The 18,240-nt window shown below is 70.8% G+C and carries 18 protein-coding genes; 8 read left to right on the top strand and 10 right to left on the bottom strand.

Translation table 11 applies throughout. The features are described from left to right. Positions 1-3 precede the first annotated feature (3 nt). The 6 genes from F0U44_RS17145 (at position 4) to F0U44_RS17120 (ending at position 6,567) form a co-directional block, all read left to right on the top strand. Positions 4-618 (top strand): TetR/AcrR family transcriptional regulator, encoded by a 615-nt coding sequence (locus F0U44_RS17145; RefSeq protein WP_223163731.1) that lies wholly within the window; start codon positions 4-6, stop codon positions 616-618. Further along, entirely contained in the window at positions 615-2,402 is a 1,788-nt protein-coding gene (locus F0U44_RS17140; protein WP_149729582.1) for an alpha/beta fold hydrolase, read from the top strand. Before F0U44_RS17145 ends, F0U44_RS17140 begins: the two co-directional genes overlap by 4 nt. Before the next feature lie 83 nt (positions 2,403-2,485). Further along, a complete protein-coding gene (locus tag F0U44_RS17135) occupies positions 2,486-3,823 on the top strand; it encodes an adenylate/guanylate cyclase domain-containing protein (RefSeq protein WP_149729581.1) in 1,338 nt (445 codons plus the stop codon). A gap of 26 nt (positions 3,824-3,849) precedes the next feature. Then, positions 3,850-5,412, top strand: coding sequence for an adenylate/guanylate cyclase domain-containing protein (locus tag F0U44_RS17130; RefSeq protein WP_149729580.1), 1,563 nt, complete (start codon positions 3,850-3,852; stop codon positions 5,410-5,412). Positions 5,413-5,507: 95 nt separating this feature from the next. Further along, positions 5,508-5,759, top strand: coding sequence for a hypothetical protein (locus F0U44_RS17125; RefSeq protein ID WP_149729579.1), 252 nt, complete (start codon positions 5,508-5,510; stop codon positions 5,757-5,759). 19 nt (positions 5,760-5,778) lie between these two features. Then, positions 5,779-6,567: an MBL fold metallo-hydrolase gene (locus F0U44_RS17120; protein ID WP_149729578.1), complete on the top strand. Its 789-nt coding sequence runs from the start codon at positions 5,779-5,781 to the stop codon at positions 6,565-6,567. On the opposite strand, the gene F0U44_RS17115 is transcribed toward F0U44_RS17120, so the two are convergent. Beyond that, complete coding sequence (locus F0U44_RS17115) at positions 6,551-7,111, bottom strand: TetR/AcrR family transcriptional regulator (RefSeq protein ID WP_223163730.1); 561 nt, start codon at positions 7,109-7,111, stop codon at positions 6,551-6,553. The genes F0U44_RS17120 and F0U44_RS17115 overlap by 17 nt on opposite strands. Positions 7,112-7,305: 194 nt before the next feature. Between F0U44_RS17115 and F0U44_RS17110 the strand changes: the two genes are divergently transcribed. Further along, entirely contained in the window at positions 7,306-8,520 is a 1,215-nt protein-coding gene (locus F0U44_RS17110) for a cytochrome P450 (protein WP_149729576.1), read from the top strand. Positions 8,521-8,547: 27 nt separating this feature from the next. On the opposite strand, the gene F0U44_RS17105 is transcribed toward F0U44_RS17110, so the two are convergent. From F0U44_RS17105 to F0U44_RS17085, 5 genes are all read right to left on the bottom strand, one after another. Next, positions 8,548-9,342: an SDR family oxidoreductase gene (locus F0U44_RS17105; RefSeq protein WP_149729575.1), complete on the bottom strand. Its 795-nt coding sequence runs from the start codon at positions 9,340-9,342 to the stop codon at positions 8,548-8,550. 62 nt (positions 9,343-9,404) lie between these two features. Further along, positions 9,405-10,193 (bottom strand): hypothetical protein, encoded by a 789-nt coding sequence (locus tag F0U44_RS17100; RefSeq protein WP_149729574.1) that lies wholly within the window; start codon positions 10,191-10,193, stop codon positions 9,405-9,407. Positions 10,194-10,248: 55 nt separating this feature from the next. Continuing rightward, positions 10,249-11,247: a GTP pyrophosphokinase gene (locus F0U44_RS17095; RefSeq protein ID WP_149729573.1), complete on the bottom strand. Its 999-nt coding sequence runs from the start codon at positions 11,245-11,247 to the stop codon at positions 10,249-10,251. Between the two features lie 14 nt (positions 11,248-11,261). Further along, positions 11,262-11,675, bottom strand: a complete 414-nt coding sequence (locus F0U44_RS17090; RefSeq protein WP_149729572.1) for a hypothetical protein — start codon at positions 11,673-11,675, stop codon at positions 11,262-11,264. 9 nt (positions 11,676-11,684) lie between these two features. Then, positions 11,685-14,486, bottom strand: a complete 2,802-nt coding sequence (locus F0U44_RS17085) for a type II toxin-antitoxin system Rv0910 family toxin (RefSeq protein ID WP_149729571.1) — start codon at positions 14,484-14,486, stop codon at positions 11,685-11,687. Positions 14,487-14,591: 105 nt separating this feature from the next. Here F0U44_RS17085 and F0U44_RS17080 point away from each other — a divergent pair, with 105 nt between their 5' ends. Continuing rightward, positions 14,592-15,353, top strand: a complete 762-nt coding sequence (locus tag F0U44_RS17080) for an SDR family NAD(P)-dependent oxidoreductase (protein ID WP_149729570.1) — start codon at positions 14,592-14,594, stop codon at positions 15,351-15,353. Positions 15,354-15,357: 4 nt separating this feature from the next. On the opposite strand, the gene F0U44_RS17075 is transcribed toward F0U44_RS17080, so the two are convergent. The 4 genes from F0U44_RS17075 to F0U44_RS17060 all read right to left on the bottom strand — a co-directional run bounded on the left by F0U44_RS17075 (position 15,358) and on the right by F0U44_RS17060 (position 18,163). Further along, positions 15,358-15,873 (bottom strand): VOC family protein, encoded by a 516-nt coding sequence (locus F0U44_RS17075; RefSeq protein ID WP_149729569.1) that lies wholly within the window; start codon positions 15,871-15,873, stop codon positions 15,358-15,360. Continuing rightward, positions 15,870-16,211, bottom strand: a complete 342-nt coding sequence (locus F0U44_RS17070) for a DUF1801 domain-containing protein (RefSeq protein ID WP_149729568.1) — start codon at positions 16,209-16,211, stop codon at positions 15,870-15,872. Before F0U44_RS17070 ends, F0U44_RS17075 begins: the two co-directional genes overlap by 4 nt. A gap of 10 nt (positions 16,212-16,221) precedes the next feature. After that, the gene (locus F0U44_RS17065) at positions 16,222-16,842 is read right to left on the bottom strand and encodes an Ig-like domain-containing protein (protein WP_149729567.1); all 621 of its coding nucleotides are present in this window, start codon (positions 16,840-16,842) and stop codon (positions 16,222-16,224) included. 97 nt (positions 16,843-16,939) lie between these two features. Further along, the gene (locus F0U44_RS17060; protein ID WP_149729566.1) at positions 16,940-18,163 is read right to left on the bottom strand and encodes an alanine racemase; all 1,224 of its coding nucleotides are present in this window, start codon (positions 18,161-18,163) and stop codon (positions 16,940-16,942) included. Positions 18,164-18,240: the final 77 nt, after the last annotated feature.

The following is an 18,240-nucleotide window of genomic DNA, read 5'->3' as shown; positions in this document are numbered from 1 at the left end:
ACCATGAAGGCAACCACGAAGGGCGACGCGGCCAAACAACGGTTGGCCGCGTCGATGCTCGAGCTGATCCAGGTGCACGGCTACGCGGGGACCGGGCTCAACGCGGTGCTCGAGCACTCCGGTGCGCCACGGGGCTCGCTCTACTTCCACTTCCCGGAAGGCAAGGAGCAGCTCGGTGAGCGGGCCCTCTCCCTCGCCGCCGACCACTTCGAGGCGTTGATCGTCGGCGCGCTCGAAGGCGCCGGACCCGATCAGGGCATCGGCGAGATCATCGAGCAGACCCTCGACGGGCTCGCGGAGCTGCTGCACGCCAGCGACTACCGCATCGGCTGTCCCGTCTCGGTCGTCGCGCTCGAGATGGGTTCGGAGAGCGAACGTCTCCGGTCGGTGTGCGAGCAGGCCTACGAGTCGTGGACCGCGCCGCTGCAGCGGTTCCTTCTCGCCCGCGGCCACGACGAGGCCTGGGCGCGGACGACCGCGTCATCCACCATCAGCCTGGTCGAGGGAGCGCTGATCGTCTCCCGGGCGCGGCGCGACACGCAGCCGCTACGCGATGCCGCGCACACGCTTCGGGCCGTCCTGGACGTCGCACCGGCTCCGACCCAGGCACGTCGATGACAGCCGGCGTGCGGCGCGCGCTGGTCTTCGGCGCGACCGGATTCATCGGCCGGTGGCTGGCGCTCGAGCTGCTGTCTCAGCAGGTGCCGGTCGTCGCCGCCGTACGGAGCGAGGCGTCCGGCGAGCAGCTCGCCGCGTGGCTGCGCGACCACGGCATTGCGTCCGAGGTCGAGGTGCTCCTCGTCGACTTCTCGGCCGAGGACCTCGGTCTGGACCTGCAGGCCCTCGACGGGGTCACCGAGGTCCACAACCTGGCGGGCGCGTTCCGCTTCGGGATGACAGCCGAGGAGGCCTACCAAGGCAACGTCGTGTCAGCCCGGCGCATCGTGGAGCTCGCGTCGCGCCTCCCCGGCCCGCCGCGCGTCGTGCACGTCTCCGGCTATCGCGTCGGGAGCCACGGCGAGCCGCCGACCGCTGCCGAGACGGAGGCCGCCTATCGCCGGCTCGGCGCCTACGAGGCGTCGAAGGTCGAGGCCGACGTCGTGGTGCAGCAGACCGCCCGCGAGCTCGGCGTGCCGTTCACGATCGTGAACCCGTCGACGGTGTCGGGCGAGAGCGCCACCGGTGAGTCCGACCAGTACCTCGGCCTGGCCACCACGCTGCGCGACCTGTGGCGCAGCGCCCTCCCCGCCCTCCCCGGCAACGCGGACACCTTCATCCCGGTGGTCACCGTCGACCACCTCGCACGGTTCATGGCCCTGGTGCCGACGGTGCCCGAGGCGTCCGGCACGTCTTACTGGGTGCTCGACGACGACACCCCGCAGCTGCCCGACCTCCTGCGCACCGTCGGCGGTCGCTACCAGGTCAAGGTGCCGACGATGTCGATGCCCGTCGGCCTGATCAAACGGCTGCCGAGGCGCCTTACCGGCGCCGACCCGGAGACATTGAGCTTCCTCGACACCACGCGCTACCCCGTCGACGAGGCCGAGGCGCTCGCCGCCGAGCACGGGTTGTCCCATCCCGAGACCGTGCCGGCGCTGCTGCGCTGGGCCGACCACCTCGCGGCGTACCGTTTCGGCGAGGTGTCCCCTGGCGGCCCGGCGCGCGGCTTCGCGTCGTACGCCGGCATCCACACGTTCATGCTGGGCGAACCGACCGCGGGCACCGTGGTGCTGCCGGCGCTCCCGGTCAACGCCGACACGTGGGCGGACGTCATCGCGATGAGCGACCTGCAGGTGCGGGCCCTGGACCTCCCCGGCCTCGGCATGAGCTCAGGCGGCGAAGGTGACTGGCTCAGCTGGCTCGACGCGGTGGTCGGCGAGGGGGTCGACCACCTGGTCGGTCACTCGGTCGGCGCCGGGCTCGCGCTCGAGTTCGCCGCGGCTCACCCCGACCGGGTCGGCCGCCTCACCCTGGTGGCGCCTGCCTTCCTCCAGTCCCGATCTGGTCTTCTCCAACGGTGTCGACCCCTCGCGACGGCCTTCCTGCGCACCGCCAGCGCACCCAAGCTGGCGCGGACCTTGCTCGGCGATGTCGGATCGAGCGACCAGCTCGCGACCAGCGCCGCCGACCTCCGACGGCGCGGCGTGGCCCGGCGGGTCGCCCGACTGCTCTCCAGGGGCGCATCGAGTTCGCGTCGATCCCACCTGCGGAAGTCGCTGCGGGACTACCCGGGCCAGGTGCACCTCGTCGTCGGCGAGCACGACCCGTTGGCCCCCGACGCCCAGGAGGGCGCCGGCCGAGTCGACATCACCACGATCCCTGGCGCAGGCCACTACCCGCAGCTCACCCATCCGGCTCAGCTCATCGGCGCCCTGGAGGCCGCAGTCCGGACGTCCTCCTGAAGGTCCTTGCGATCCCCTTGCGAGTTCGCAAAATCAGGGTCATCCCGCTACTGGACGCGGCAGTTGATCAATAGCCTGAAGGCATGGACGGCGACGTCGAGTTCACGACCGTGGGCTCCGCGCGGGTCGGGTTCGCAGTGCACGGCACCGGCGACCTCGACATCGTCTACGCCGCAGGGCTCTCCAGCCACCTCGACGTGACGATGGAGCAGCCGCGCTACCGGCGCTACATCGAGGAGCTGATGGCCTACGGAAGGGTCATCCGGTTCGACCGACGCGGCACGGGAGTGTCCGACGCGGTGCCGCACGACGTCGAGCCAACGTGGGAGACCTGGGCCGACGACCTCGCCGCCGTGCTCGAGGCAACGTCGAGCACGCGCGCGGTGGTCATCGCCACCAACGACGCCGGCCCGGCAGCGATGCTCTTCGCCGCGACGCACCCCGAGCTGATCGTCGGCCTCGTCCTGTTCAACACCACCGCGCGGTTCCTCGCGGACGACGACTACCCCGGCCACACTGCCGAGACCGCCGACTTCGTCGTGCAGGTCCTCCAGGACACCTGGGGCTCCGAGAGCTCCGTCGCGATCGTTGCGCCGAGCCTCGTGTCCGATGCTCCGTTCTGCCGCTGGTACGCCCGCTTCCAGCGCTCGGCCTGCTCCCCCGGCGAGTTCGCGCAGAGCATGCGCCGGGTCCTCAACATGGACTCCCGGGCGGTGCTGCCCGAGGTCCACTGCCCGACACTCGTGCTGCACCGTAAGGAGTACTTCACCGTGCCCATCGAGCAGGGAGAGGCGCTCGCGAGCCTCATCCCCGGCGCCGAGCTCGCCACCGTGCCCGGGGGCGATGCGCCGATCTGGGCGCAGAACATGCAGGAGAGCACCGAGCGGATCGGCGCCTTCCTCGGTCGTGCGCCAGCCAGCCAGCCCGACAACCGCGTCTTCTCCACCGTGCTCTTCACCGACATCGTCGAATCAACGCAAGCCGCCGTCGAGATGGGCGACCACCGGTGGCGGCAGATGATCGACGCCTACGACGCCGTGGCCCATGACGCCGTCGAGAACCACGACGGGCGGTTCATCAAGGCCACCGGGGACGGCACGCTCGCGACGTTCGACCGACCGACGCGGGCTCTGCAGTGCGCCTACGAGCTGAGCGAGCGGGCAGCCTCGCTCGGCCTGCTGCTCCGCTCCGGCGTCCACTCGGGCCCCATCGCCATCCGGGAGGACGGCGACATCAGCGGAGTGGCCGTCCACGCCGCGGCGCGGGTGCGCGACATGGCGCACGCCAACGAGGTCCTCACCTCCGAGGTGCTGGTCGACCTGGTGACCGGCGACGACTTCGAGTTCTCCCCTCGCGGCGAGCACGAGCTCCGTGGCCTCGACGGCACCTGGCCGCTCTACGCGGTGGCGCCCACCTCTTAGGACGGCGCGGCGATACGGTGCGAGCCATGACTGGTCGCGCCGGACTGCTGGACGAGCTGTCGACGCTGCTCAGGGCCGACTCCATCAGCGAAGGCATCGACACCCCCGGGCGGGCCCGGCTCGCGCGTGCCGTCATCGCAACGGTCGTCGTCGTCGCCAACGTCGTGGGCGCCGCCATGGTGCTCGCGCTCACCCTGGTGGTCATCCCGCTGCCCGAGGTCGACGACGTCTCCCCCTTCTCCTACGTGCTCGCTGCAGCCGCCTACGTCGTCGTGGCCGTGGCGATCGGCGTGGTGGTCGGCATCCGCGGCCAGCAGGAGATCATCGCGTGGCTGGCCACCGGCGGACCGGCCTCCCCGGCGGTGCGGGCCAGCATCCTCGGGATGCCGTTGAGGCTCTTCCGGCTCCAGCTCACCCTCTGGTTGGGAGGCGCCGTCGCGTTCGGGACCTTCGTCGCGACCCTCGGCGCCGAGCGCGGTCTCTGGGTGGGACTCATCGTCGCCCTCACCGGTCTGACGACCGCCTCGCTCGCCTACCTCCTCGTCGAACGGCTGACCCGACAAGTGGCCGCGCGGGCGATGGTGGGCGCGGAGCCGAGCGACCTCGAAGGTGGGCGGGGTGTCGCCGTACGAGGCGTCCTCGCCTGGGCTCTCGGCAGCGGCATCCCGGTCGCGGGACTGCTCATCCTGGCGGTGCGGACCTTGCTGCCCTCGGAGGTGACGCGCACCGAGCTCGCCGTCGCGACGGTCGTCCTCACCGGGACCTCGCTGGTCGTCGGCCTGCGGTCCGTCACCCTTGCCGCTCGCGCGACCGCCGACCCGGTGGTCGGCGTCGCTGCCGCGATGGCACGGGTCCACCGAGGCGACCTGGCGGCGCGAGTCCCCGTCTACGACGGCACCGAGATCGGTCGCCTCCAGCTCGGCTTCAACGAGATGGTCTCCGGCTTGGAGGAGCGCGAACGGATCCGTGCAGCCTTCGGCACCTACGTCGACCCGGCCATCGCCGAGCACGTCCTGCGCGAAGGGACCGACCTGGCCGGCGAGGAGCTCGAGCTGTCGATGCTCTTCGTCGACATCCGCAACTTCACCGGCTTCGCCGAGCAGACGACCGCACCTGAGGTCGTCAGCACGATCAACCGGCTCTTCGAGCGCGCGGTGCCCGCCATCCGCGAGCACGGCGGCCACGTCGACAAGTTCGTCGGCGACGGCCTGCTCGCGGTCTTCGGCGCACCTCGCCGGCTCGACAACCATGCCGACGCCGCGGTCGCCGCGGCGCTGGCCATCGCGGACGCAGCGGAGGCCGAGTTCGCCGGATCGCTGTCCATCGGGATCGGCGTCAACACCGGCACCGTCGTCGCCGGCAACGTGGGCGGCGCCGGTCGGTTCGAGTTCTCCGTGATCGGCGACCCGGTCAACGTGGCTGCGCGGATCGAGTCCGCGACGCGGCAGACGGGCGACACGATCCTCGTCTCGGCACGCACCTGCGACCTCCTCGACGCCACGGACATGCAGGTCGTGGAGCGTCCGGCGATCGAGCTCAAGGGCAAGTCCGGCGCCGTCTCGCTCTTCGCGATTACGCGGTCGGCGTGAGCATGTGAGGGGAAGCACGCTGTCGAGCACTTGAGGCGAGGGGTACTGGGATGGTCACCTTGTAGCAGCACATCCAGCGCGACCAGGAGCCTCCCATGCCTGACATTTCCGACCTGACCAGCAAGGGTCAGGACTTCGTAGCCAAGGCCGTCGGCGCGGCCGACTCGATCGTCGACGCTGCCCGCGACGCCGTGAAGGACAAGGCTCCCGCGTTCGAGAAGGTGGCCGACCTCGTGCCGGCTCCCAGCGACGTCGTCGACCAGGTGACGGCCACCGCCAACGAGCTGCTCGATCTCGCGATCGACGTCCAGAAGAAGGTCGTCAGCGCCCTCACGGCCAACGCCTGATCCTTGTAGGTTCCTCGGCATGACCGAGGTGACCATCACGCACATCGGCGGGCCGACCGCTCTCCTCGAGTTCGGCGGCTGGCGGATCCTCAGCGATCCCACGTTCGACCCGCCGGGCAAGCGTTACTTCTTCGGGTGGGGCACGACGTCGCGCAAGCTCGTCGGCCCGTCGATCGCCGCTGCCGACCTCGGCCCGATCGACGCCGTGCTGGTGAGCCATCACCACCACGGCGACAACCTCGACCCCTCGGCCGCTGCGCTGCTCCCGACGTGGGGCACGACGCTCACCACGAAGAAAGCAGCCGCCAAGCTCGGCGCGCACTGCCGTGGCCTGGCCGCGTGGGAGACCACGACGCTCGAGGCACCCGGCAAGGAGACGATCACCGTCACGGCCACGCCCTGCCGGCACGGTCCTGTCGGCAGCGATCCGATCACCGGCCCCGTCGTCGGTTTCTCGCTCGCGTGGGCCGGACAGGAGCACGGCGAGCTCTGGGTCACCGGCGACACCGTGCTCTACCCGGCGCTGCGCGAGGTGCCGTCCCGGTTGAAGGTCGGCACGATGCTGATGCACCTCGGGTCGGTCCGGTTCCGCTACCTGTCCGGCTGGTTCCGCTACACGATGGACGCCCGCGAGGGCGCCGAGCTGATCGACCTGGTGCAGCCGACCCACGTCGTGCCCGTCCACTACGAAGGCTGGTCGCACTTCCAGCAGGACCGCGACGCCGCCGAGCCGGTCATCGCCGCATCACCGCACGCCGACCGGGTGCGGTGGGTCGACCCCGGTGCATCCGTCACCCTTCAGGCCTGAAGGCCGGCAGCACGAAACGCTCGACCAGGTCTCGCTCGTCGTTGGCGTCAGCGAGCGGCCAGGTGACCAGGCTGAGGACGACCCGCACCAACCACGGACCGGCGAGCGGCCCGTCAGCCTCGACGCCACCGAGCAACTGCGCAGTCTGGGCCATCGCCGTCGACGAGCCGAAGTAGTCGTCGGCTCCAGCAGTACGACGATGCGCCAGCCACTCCCGGAGGGCGGCATCTGCCCGGATGGCATCCACGGCCGCGAGGACCGCCTCCACCACGCGGGCCGCGCCGTCCAGTCCCGTGGTGCGCGCCTCGATCTGCCCGAGCACGCTCACCGACGCGTCCGCGACCACCGCATCGAGGAGCGCCTTCGAACCGCCGGTGATCCGGTAGAGCGTCGCGCGCGAGCAGCCGGCCCGGCGCGCGACCGCGTCGGCCGTGAAGCTGTCGACACCTCGGTCGACCAGCAGGCTGCGGGCGGCCGCGCGGATCCGGGTCTCGGCAGCATCGCGCCGACTGCCGCCGGTCAGCCAGTCTTTTGCCTCGGTCACCACGCTCGATCCTCCCGTTTCAATTCGTCTCACTATGAGACGGTCGTCAGTCTGGTCGAGATCGTTTCTGAGCGTCAACGGATGCTGATATGAGACGGTGGAACGTACGCGGAGCCCACGTGAGTCCCACTTCATGCCAGGGCCTTGTCGCGGCCGTCCGGACTCCCGGATCATCGTCGGCGACAGGAGGACCCATGCTGCCGACGCCGTCGATCGACGACCTGCTCTCCCCCGCCCACGTGCGGGATCCCTACGAGCTCTTCACCGCACTGCGCACCACGGCGCCCGTCTTCCGCGTGCCCGACAGCGACCTCTACCTGGTCTCGACGTGGGACCTCGTCGAGGAGGCGTCGGCGCGGACCGAGGACTTCTCCTCCCACCTGGTGGAGGTGATGGTCAGCGACGGCGGCACCGTCGGCTCGCTCAACATGGACGGCCACGGCACGCTGGAGCACGTCTTGGCGACCGCAGACGGCGCCGCGCACAAGCAGCACCGCACGTTGGTCCTGCAGACCCTCGGCAAGCGGATCCGGGCACTGACCGCGGCTGTCGACGACCTTGCCGGCCAGCTGTGGCAGACCTACGCCACCGACGGCAGCATCGACTGGGTCGAGGCCGTCGCGGACCGACTTCCTCTCGCGATGGTCGCGCAGCTGATCGGGCTGCCCGACGAGGACCTGCCGCAGCTCCTTTCCTGGGCCTACGACAGCACCGAGCTCCTCGGCGGCCTGGTTCCGGCCGACCGGGTCGACGCGCTGGCCCTGGCGTCGATCGAGCTCTACACCTATCTCGACCAACAGATGGGCGAGGCGATCCGCGAGCCGCAGGACGACCTGCTCGGCACCCTGGCGCGGTCGTGTATCTCCGGCGAACTGGAGTCGGCGACCGCCGTACTCATCTTGCTGCAGCTGGTCGGAGCAGGAGGTGAGTCGACCGCCGGGCTGATCGCGACGGCGGCCCGCAAGCTCGCCGAGGACGACGCGCTGCAGGAGCGACTGCGGCGTGAGTCCGAGCTGCTCGACCGCTACCTCGACGAGTGCCTCCGGCTCGAGTCACCCTTCCGCGGGCACTACCGCCACGCGGTGCACGACACCAGCCTCGGCGGCACGGCGATCCCGGCCGGGAGCACGCTCCTGCTGCTCTGGGGGTCCGCCAACCGCGACCCGGAGCGGTTCGCCGACCCCGAGCTGCTCGACCTGGACCGCGAGGGGATCCGGCAGCACCTCGCGTTCGGCAAGGGCGTGCACTTCTGCGTCGGCTCCTCGCTCGCGCGGATGGAGGCAACGGCCACGCTACGCGTGCTACTTGACCGCACGGAGTGGATCAGCCTCGACCCGGACCGCCCACCCGCATGGGTGCCGAGTCTCTTCGTCCGACGCCACGCGAGCCTGCCGCTGCGGTTCCGCTAGCGACCGGCTCAGCCAGCGTGCGGCCGATCAGTGCGAGGCGACGCGGGCGTTGACCGCGCGCAGCACCCACCCGGGCGCCATGTCGCTGGCGGCCAGCATCGTCTTGGCCTGGCGACCGACAGCCCGGTGCACGCCCCGCGGCAGTCGGCGACGCGGCGCCGTGATGGCAGCCAGGATCGCGTCGGCGACGTCAGGCGCGGTTAGGCGGACCCCGAGCGACCGGCTGCTACCGATGTCCATGCCGTCGACCATGCCCGTGTTGACGAAGAGCGGCCACAGCGCCGTCAGCCGGATGCCCTGGGCGCGCCACTCGAGGTCGAGTGCCTCCGTCAGGCCCCGCACGGCGAACTTCGTCGCCGAGTAGGTGGCGAGCTCGGCCTGCCCGTAGATGGCCGACGCCGAGCAGAGGTTGATCACCTGGGCCTGCCCGGAAGCGACGAGGTAGGGGTGAGCGGTGTGGCAACCGTTGAGGACGCCCCCGACGTTGACGTCGACCATCAGCCGCTGCTTTGCGAGCGGGATGTCCTCGAACGGGCCGGACGACAAGATGCCGGCGTTGTTGATGAGGACGTCGAGCGCGCCGCCGCTCGACGCGGTGAACTCGGCCAGGCGGGCCGCCCACTCGTCGGCATCGGTCACGTCGAGGCGTCCGGTGACGAGCAGGCCGTCGGCCACGGCCGCGCCGTGCTCCTCGGCCAGTGAACCCAGGCCGGCGACGTCGACGTCGTAGGCGCCGACCCGATAGCCCTCCTCGAGCAGTCGCTGCACCGTGGCGCGGCCGATCCCGGCCGCCGCTCCCGTGACGAAGACAGACGTGGTCATTCACCCTCCCGAATTAGTGAACACATGTTCGCTGAAACTATCGAGGTTCGCGTTCGTCGCGGTCAATGACCGGCGCCTGTGACACCGCGCACTGATGCCTGGTCCCGGCGTTGGGCGCGGATGGTCAGGTAGGAGGCAATGGCCGCGAGGACCGCACCCACCGTGCTGCCAGCAGCGAGCAGCCAGCGACCCACATCGCTCGCGCGCTCGCTGGCGGAGCCCGCAACGGCGAAGGTGACGTCGTAGGAGTTCGTCTCGATCGCTTCCTCCTCGGGTTCCGAGACGGACAGTCGAGCCACGGGGAAGATCTCCAGCGTCGCTTCGGCCGTCCCCGCTTCCTTGCCCGTCACGATCCATGTCCAGGTCGTCGGCTCGGAGGGGCTGTAGTTGAGCTCGCGCCACCCGGCGGGCGAGATCGTCACCGTCCCGTCGCCGACGGAGAGGCGGGTCTGGACGTGGCACTTGACGCCGACCCCGTCCTGCTTCGGGCCAACAGATGACGGTGCTCCGGGAGCGCTGAGCGAGACGGTGAAGCGATATTGGTCGCCGACCTCCAGCGAGACCTGGTCGTCGAACCGCACGATCGCCGTGTCGACATCCTTCAGGGCCCCTCCGCACCGCCGCTTGAGGTCGTCGAGCGTGTTCGGCCCGTCCCCCGTGGCCAACGGGCTCGACGGCGTCGCGTCCGGACGGGGGTCAGGATCAGAGTCCCCGGCCGTCCCGGCCAGCAGGATCGCCGCGACGAGAAGGAACGCGGAGAGCACCGCTGCGACGACACCCACGGCGAGGCGCGCCCCACCCCCGGACCTGGGCGGCCCGGCCCCGAGACCCTGGTGAGACGGCTGGGTCACGTTGCACCCCTGGAGCTGAGAGGTAGATCGAGGGTATTGCCCCCGAGGCCGGGCGTCAGCCCCGCATCTTCGCCAACCGGGCGCGCAACGCATCGCTGCGGTGGGCGTTGCCCAACAGATCGACGTAGGTGTCGCCGTAGGCCCAGAGCAGCGCGTCGTCCAGGCGGCGTACGGCGCCGGGCGGGTAGCGGTAGTCCATCGCGGCCTTCAGCGCCTCCGCGTCGATCGACCGTACGACGTCGCCCAGCTCGGTGAGCGAGCCGATCCCGAGCTCGAGGACCAGTGCCGAGATCCACGCGTAGTGGTCGGTGCGGGACCAGTCGGAGTCGGCGTACTGCCCGGCCAAGAAGGCGGCCAGCTCGCGCGGCGTGATGCGGGGGTCGTCGTCGGGCTCGGTCGGCGCCGCGTCGCCGGCGCCGCGTGCGCGCAGCCGGTCGCGGATCGTGGAGAACTCGCGATCAGCGAGCTCGAGCAGACCGGCGGCGAGCGTGAACCGGCGGTCGAAGTCGGAGGCGTGCTCGTCGGGGATCGAGCCCTTGTAGCGGATGTCGTGCTCGAACTCCGCCCACGCGTGTTGGAGAACCGTCCGGATCTGGATCTGCGCCTGCCGCCCGACGAGCGACTCGAAGCCCGCCTGCCCCTCCTTGGAGGGATCGAGACCGACGAGCAGGTGCCGGCTCGCGTAGCCGAAGCGGCCCTCCCCCGCCGTCTCCCGGCCGAGGTCGCGGTCGTCGTGGACGACGACCTGGTCGGCGAGCAGGTCGGCGACCGCCTGGACGTCGCTGTGCACGTAGGTGATGACGCGCAGGCCGATCTGGTCGGTGATGTCACGCAGCGGATCGGGGTAGACCGGCCGGCCGCCGACCTCCCTGGCCGCCTTCGCCGCGAACGACGCCACCGACTTGGCCCGGCCACTGACGGTCAGGTAGTTGATGCCCGCCTCGTCGAGGACGGAGGTGACCAGGTCGACGAACCGATCGGTCGCCTCCTGGAGCTCGGGCTGGATCTTGCCGTAGTCGCGCGCGGCCGCTGACGGCTTCTGGATCCACTGCATGCCCCCACCCTGCCCTACGCGGCACCGCTGAGGAGAGCGGCCCGGTTGCGCCACGACCAGCGCAGCACCGTCAGGGCGAAGATCCAGGTGACCACGACGATCGCGGCCTCGAACGCGCCGCCGAATCCCTTCGCGAAGATGCCGTGCTCGAGGTCGTAGAGGAGGTCCATGCAGCCGAGGTAGAGCGCCGCCGACCCGGAGCAGAGCAACCAGAAGAGCGCGGCCGGCTGCCGTCGCGCGAGGGTCACCAGAGCGGCTGCGCAGGCGATGCCGAGCCAGAGGTCGGCCAACGGGAAGGCGTTCTCGAAGTCGTAGTAGGCCTGGTTGTGCTCGCTCGCGATGGAGTCACGATCGACGAACCACAGGGACCAGTAGGTGATGTCGAGGATGACCGCGATGACGAGCATCCCCTGGATCGTTCGGCGCACGTGGCGAATCTAGCGGCCCTTCCACACGGGTTGGCGGTGCTCGGCGAAGGCGACGACGCCCTCGGTGGCGTCCTCGGACAAGACGGCACGCGTGGCGAGGTCGAGCTGGCGCTGGAACTCCTCCTCACGGCTCCACCCCGGCGCCTGCTCGATGATCTCCCGACTGACCGCGACCGAGATCGGTGCGTTGATCACGATCTGCTGCGCGAGGTCGAGTGCGGCGTCGAGGACCTTCCCCGGTTCGGCGATCCGGTTGACGAGCCCGAGCTCGGCCATCCGCGCCGCGGGCATCGGGTCGCCCGTCAGCGCGAGCTCGACCGCCACGTTGCGCGGCAGCCGCTGGCTCAGCCGCAGCACGCCGCCCGCAGCCGCGACCAGGCCGCGCTTGACCTCCGGGATGCCGAACTGGGAGTCCGACGACGCGACGATGAGGTCGGCGACGAGCGCGAGCTCGCAGCCGCCAGCCAGCGCGTGACCCTCGACCGCGGCGATCACGGGCTTGCTGATCGGCTGCGCGGCGATGCCGAGGGGTCCGCGCCGTTCGGTGATCGCGAACTCCCCCATCGCCGCTGCCTTCAGGTCCATGCCGGCGCAGAACGTGCCGCCGGCGCCCGTGAGCACGGCGACCCGGACGGAGTCGTCGTCCTCGAAGGCGTCGATGACCTTCTCGAGGAGCTGCGCCGTGGCCAGGTCGATGGCGTTGCGGCGGGCGGGTCGGTTGAGGGTGATCACCCGCACCTGGCCGCGATCCTCGACGAGGACCGTCGGCTCGGGACACGGCGGCACCTCGTGCCGATCGCGGTCCTCGATGGTGACGTCCGAACCGGCGACCGTCACCTGCCACCCGATCGGATCGGCGCTGGCGAGCTCGACGGCGACCGAGGCGTCCTTGGTCCGGACGAGCGCGCGGGCACCGTCGGGCGTGACCCCGCTGACGATGGCCGCGACCGGCTGGCCGTCGCGGTCGTACTGGACGGTCGCGGCCTCGATGGTCGCGGGGCCCTGGTAGCCGACCAGGGCGCGACGGGTCGGCTCCGGCGGGACGACCGGCGCGAGCGCCCGGTAGGGGTGGGCGGGCGGCGTCGCGGAGTAGATGCCGAGGGCGTGCTTGGTGAGGTACCAGCCCAGCGAGGTCGACAGGCCATAGCTGTCCGGGTCGTCGCGGAGCCGCTGCACCAAGGTGGCGACCGCGTGGCCGCCGTAGTTGTTGCCGGGCCCGCCGGCGAAGGTCAGGCCGCCAGTGACCGAGAGCGGCCGCGCCGGGTCGCCGACGGGAAGCCCGAGCTCGTGCGCTGCGATCTGCACGGCCGACGGGAAGCAGGAGTAGAGGTCGACGTGCTTGACCTGGTCGATCTGGAGGCCGGCTTCCGCGAGCGCCGCCTTGCCGATCGCGCGGATCGCCGGTGACGCGGTGAGGTCGCCGCGCTCCGAGACGAACCACTCGTCGTAGGCCGCCGCACCGGCGTGCAGGAAGACCCACTTCTCCTGGGGTACGCCGGCCGCCTCCGCCGCCGCGGCGCTGGTCATGATCAGGCCGCTCGCGAGGTCGACCTGGAGGTTGGCGCACAGCAGCTTGGAGTACGGCGCCGAGACCAGCCGGTTGCTGTCGCCGGTGTCGGCCAGCTCTTCTGCCGTCATCGCGGTGGGCTGCCAGGCGTAGGGGTTGTCGGCAGCGATCTGCGACAACCCCGCCCAGAGCTCGGTGATCGTCGCCTGATGCTCGGCGATGCTCGCGCCCGATCGGGCCCGCAGCGCCGACTCGATCAGCCCGTAGGTGTAGACGGGCGCTCCGAGGCCAGCGTCGGCCTCCGCCTGGTTGTTGGCCTCGCGCTCGCTCCCGAGCACGCGGGTCGGCGTCACGTCCGCCGCCTGCTGCGGCCACGTGACCTCGATGCCCGACTTCTGAGCAGCCGCCAGGGTGGCGCCCGCCTCGGCGCCGCACACGAGGACCACCGACGCGTCACCGTCGGCGATCGCCTGACCGGCGGCGTTGATGAGGGCCTGTCCGGCGTCGCCCCCGAAGCGGGCCGACTGAATGGTCTCCTGGGGCTGGGCGCCCACACGTTCGGCGACGAGGGCCGCCTGGTCGCGGTAGGTCCACGACGTGGTGGCGACGGCGTAGACGGCGTCGGCCCCGCTGAGCAGACCAGCGCCACCCGCGTCGGCCTCGGCCGCGCGCAGTGCCTCCACAGCCAGCTCGACCGGGTCCTTGGTCGGGTCGGGCACCCGCTGGACGACCTGGCCGGCTCCGACGATGACCGGGGTCCGCGGGTCCAGGACCGCGCCCGATGCGTGGTGGACGATCCCGGCGGCAGCCCGGGCGCTCGCATCGACCTCGGTCGTCGCGAGCCGGGCGAGTGCGGCGAGCGAAGCCTCCAGTGCCTCGCCGATGCTGGTGGACACCGATCCACCCATGGGGCCACGGACCGGGTCGCCGCTGAGCCCGCAGTCGAGCGTCACCGCGGTGCCGCCCTCGGCCGGGTCGAGCGCGAAGCTCATCACCAAGACGATGCCCATCGGACCCTCGCCCGTGATCGTGATCCCCTCGGCGTCGGCGCGATCGACGGTCCAGGCGACCTCCGCCGGGATGCCCATGATCTTGACCTGCTCGACGAACGTGAGGCCCTCGACCGCGGCCGCGGGCGGGGTGCCACGCCACCCGGCATGCATCTCCATCCAGGCGGGCAGCTGACCCAGGTCACCGAGGAGCGCGCGCACCCGATCGGGATCGGCTGCGACCAGCACCTGCGCGCGGACCTGTCGGTCGTGGCCTGCCACCGCATCGGCCACGGGCCGCTCGTCGTACGTCATGCCGCCCACCCTAACCACAAACAGTCAGTCGTGACTGTTTCTTCTGTCACGTTCGCGTCGGGACCCGCCGGAGGTCGAACCGTCCACGCCCCTACGATCACTGCCATGACGATCGACCAGATGTTCCGTCTCGACGGGAAGGTCGCCGTACTGACCGGCGCTTCCTCCGGCCTCGGCGTGGCCTTCGCCCAGGCGCTGGCCGAAGCAGGCGCCGACGTCGCCCTCGGCGCCCGCCGGGTCGACCGGCTCGCCGACACGGCCAAGCTCATCGAGGACGCCGGTCGCCGCAGCGTCTCGGTCGCGACCGATGTCGCCGACCCCGACGCCTGCACCGCCCTCGTCACGGCGGCGATGGAGGAGTTCGGCCGGGTCGACATCCTCGTCAACAACGCCGGCGTCGGCACCGCCGTGCCCGCCACCCACGAGACCCCCGAGCAGTTCCGCCAGGTCATCGACATCAACCTCAACGGTTGCTACTGGATGGCACAGGCCTGCGGTCGCGTGATGCAGCCGGGCTCGAGCATCATCAACATCTCCTCGATCCTCGGCATCACGACCGCCGGACTCCCGCAGGCCGCCTACGCCGCGTCGAAGGCCGGCCTGATCGGCATGACCCGCGACCTGGCCCAGCAGTGGACCGGCCGCAAGGGCATCCGGGTCAACTCGATCGCGCCGGGCTTCTTCGCATCCGAGATGACCGAGCAGTACCCGCCGGGTTATCTCGAGTCCCTCATGCCCCGCGTGCCCGCCGGTCGCAAGGGCGACCCGCGCGAGCTCGCCGCGGCGGTCATCTTCCTCGCCTCCGACGCAGGTGGCTACGTGACCGGTCAGACCATCGCGGTCGACGGCGGCATCACGATCACCTGAGGGATCACAGCACCTGGGTGCCGTACATCTCCCCCAACGGGTCGGCGATGAGCTCGATGCGGGCGCCGTCGGGGTCCTGGAAGTAGACCGACACCTCGCTGTGGATCACGTGGTCGACACCTGCCGCGGTGAGGCGGGCGACGATCGCGTCCCACTTCGAAGGTTCGACGGAGATCGCCATGTGGTGGAGCCCGCCGAGGACCTCCGCATAAGGACCTACCCCGAGACGCGGGAAGTCGAAGAAGGCGAGCAGGTTCTGGTTGCCGATGTCGAAAAAGAAGTGCGTCGAGCCCGGGTAGTCGCGGTTCTCGATCAGCTCGGTCAGCGGGAAGCCGAGCAGGTCCTGGTAGAAGGCGATCGTGCGCTCGACGTCGCTGCTGATCAGGGCGGTGTGGTGCACGCCCCGGGCCGTCGACGGCGGCCGCTGCCCCAGGGGCCGCAGGTGCAGCTGACGGAGCCGCTCGCGCTCGTCCGCGAACGCCTCGAGCTCTGCTGCGCTGTGTCGCGCCTCGTCGGTCATGACCGGTTCACCGCCACAGCCGAGCGGAAGAGCGCGACGAACGCGTCGTCATCGAGCTTCTCCCCCTCGAAGATGTCGATCGCGCGGCGGGTGCCGCCGTCGAGGCTGGAGTTGTAGAGGCCGGTCGGGTCCGGGACGGAGGCGCCCTTGGCCATCGTGACCTTGACCTTGTCCTTGTAGGTCTCGACCGTGCAGATCAGGCCGTCGGCGGAGAAGGTCGGCACCCCGTCGGGGTTGGACGCCTTGCGCCACTTCGCCTCTTCCACGACGTCGGGTACGGCCTCCTCGATGAGGCTGCGCACCTTGTCGACCGTCTCGGCCCGCCAATCTGCATCCATGAGATCGAACCTACTGACCCGGCTGCTCGATCCGGAAGACCGACCCCGAACCGACCTCGATCCCGCCCCGCATTTCGGCATACCAGTCGACGCGCCGACCCCGGACCCGCACCACCTTCGACGCGAGTGGATCGACCCTCGTGACGCCATCGATCTGCTCGATGAGGAAGTTGCCCCAGTAGAACGTCACGCGGCCGTCGTTGGGGTTCGTGATCCGGATCCGCCCCGGCCTGGCCGCCTTCACGACGCGGACGTTCTTGAGGTGGGTGATCGAGATGGTGAGGGTCCCCGGCACCATCGACTCGTAGTCGCAGGCGAAGTAGGTGATCGTGATCTCGTCGGGTGCATCGGTGTCGATCCCGACCCGCAGTACCCCTCGGTCCTCGTCGAAATACACCCAGTACGGCGCGTCGTCGGGGCGCGGCGCGAGGCGACACACGGTCAGGTCTTCGTCGCCGTCGGGGTCGGAGTCGTTGCGGAGCACGTCGACCGGGCGGGACTCCCCCTCGCTCATCGCCACGTGGTCGTCGACGGTCACCGGCGGTTCGGCCGACGCCGGCGCCGCGAGCGAGAGCCCGCTGGCGGCGAGCGACAGCGCCAGAAGGCGGACGGTCCGGCGAGGGGTCAGCAAGGCGGCTCCCGAGGTACGACGATCAGGCTGGACACGCTAGGTGAGCCGCCACCGTTCGCGCCGGAGAACGGCGAGAGTGGTCACTCCCGGATGCGACTCAGAGGAACGCGTGCCCTTCGCCCCGGTAGGTAGGGACCGTGCCGACCACGTTGCCGTCGGCGACGAGCGCCAACGACGCGACACGCTCGCACAGCTCGCCGGCCTTGGCGTGGCGCCACCACACCCGGTCACCGAGCGCGAGACCGTCGGCGACGGCACCACCCGCGAGCGGCGTTTGCGCTTCGCCGGCACCCTCGGCCGGCAGCAGCGACAAGCCCTCGGGCCACACGGGGACGGGCTGACGGTCAGCGCCGGGCGGGCCCGATGCGATCCAGCCGCCTCCCTGCACCGTGACCATGCCCGGGGCGGGCCGACGGACGACGGCAGTGGCGAAGTACGCCGCCGGGGCCGGTTGGAAGGCCCGGTAGTTGTCGAAGAGCGTCGGACCATAGAGTCCCGAGCCGGCCGCGACCTCGGTGACCGCGTCCTCGCTGACCGTGCGCTCGATCGATCCGGTCCCGCCGCCGTTGACGAACTCGAGGTCGGCCACGGACCGCACCGCCGCAACGGCCGCGGCACGCCGCCGGGCCAGCTCCCAGGCCGAGGCAGCCTGCACCAGGCGCGTCGGTAGGCGGCGCAGCCGGTCGGGCCCGTCGTCCCCCAGCCCGGCGATCTGGCCCTCGTAGCCCATGACCCCGACCAGCCGGAATCGTGCGTCGCGGGCGACCTCGCCAGCGAGGGCCCCCAGAGCACCCGCGTCGTGGGTCGGCGAGCGCCGCGCCCCGAGGTGGAGGCGTCCCAACCGGAGCGCTGCATCGAGCTCGAGGCAGATCCGCACCGGCGCGGCCGCTGGCGGGAGGTGGACGCGCAGGAAGTCGAGCGACTCGATCGAGTCGACCATCAGCGTCACCCGCGCCGCGAGGCGTTCGTCGGCCGCCAGGTTCTTCAGAGCCGAGCGGTCGGCCGTCGGATAGCCGACGACCACGTCGTCGACGGTCTCCGCGAGCCAGAGGGCTTCGGGCAGCGTGAGGGCGAGGACGCCGGCGTAGCCAGGCACGCGAAGGACTTCGTCGATCACCCACCTGCAGCGCACGGACTTGGAGGCGACCCGGATCGGCTTGCCCGACGCCCGCACCACGAGGTCGTCGGCGTTGGCGCGCAGCGCGCCGAGGTCCAGGACGGCGAAGGGCGGATCGAGGTGCGCCGCCGCCCGGTCCAGGACGTCTGCCGCTGCCTGCCCGGGCCGGACGGCGGCCAACGAGGGCAACGTCTTCGTCGTCATGGATCCAGCATGACTCCTTCCAGGACAGATGTCCAGGTCACTTGACCTGATAGGACTTCACGCCTCATCCTGGGACG

The organism is Nocardioides humilatus (assembly GCF_008373755.1).
In the GTDB taxonomy this organism is placed as follows: Bacteria; Actinomycetota; Actinomycetes; order Propionibacteriales; family Nocardioidaceae; genus Nocardioides; species Nocardioides humilatus.
The sequence above is the reverse complement of the archived record's forward strand: the minus strand, read 5'-3'. Positions and strand labels throughout refer to the sequence as shown.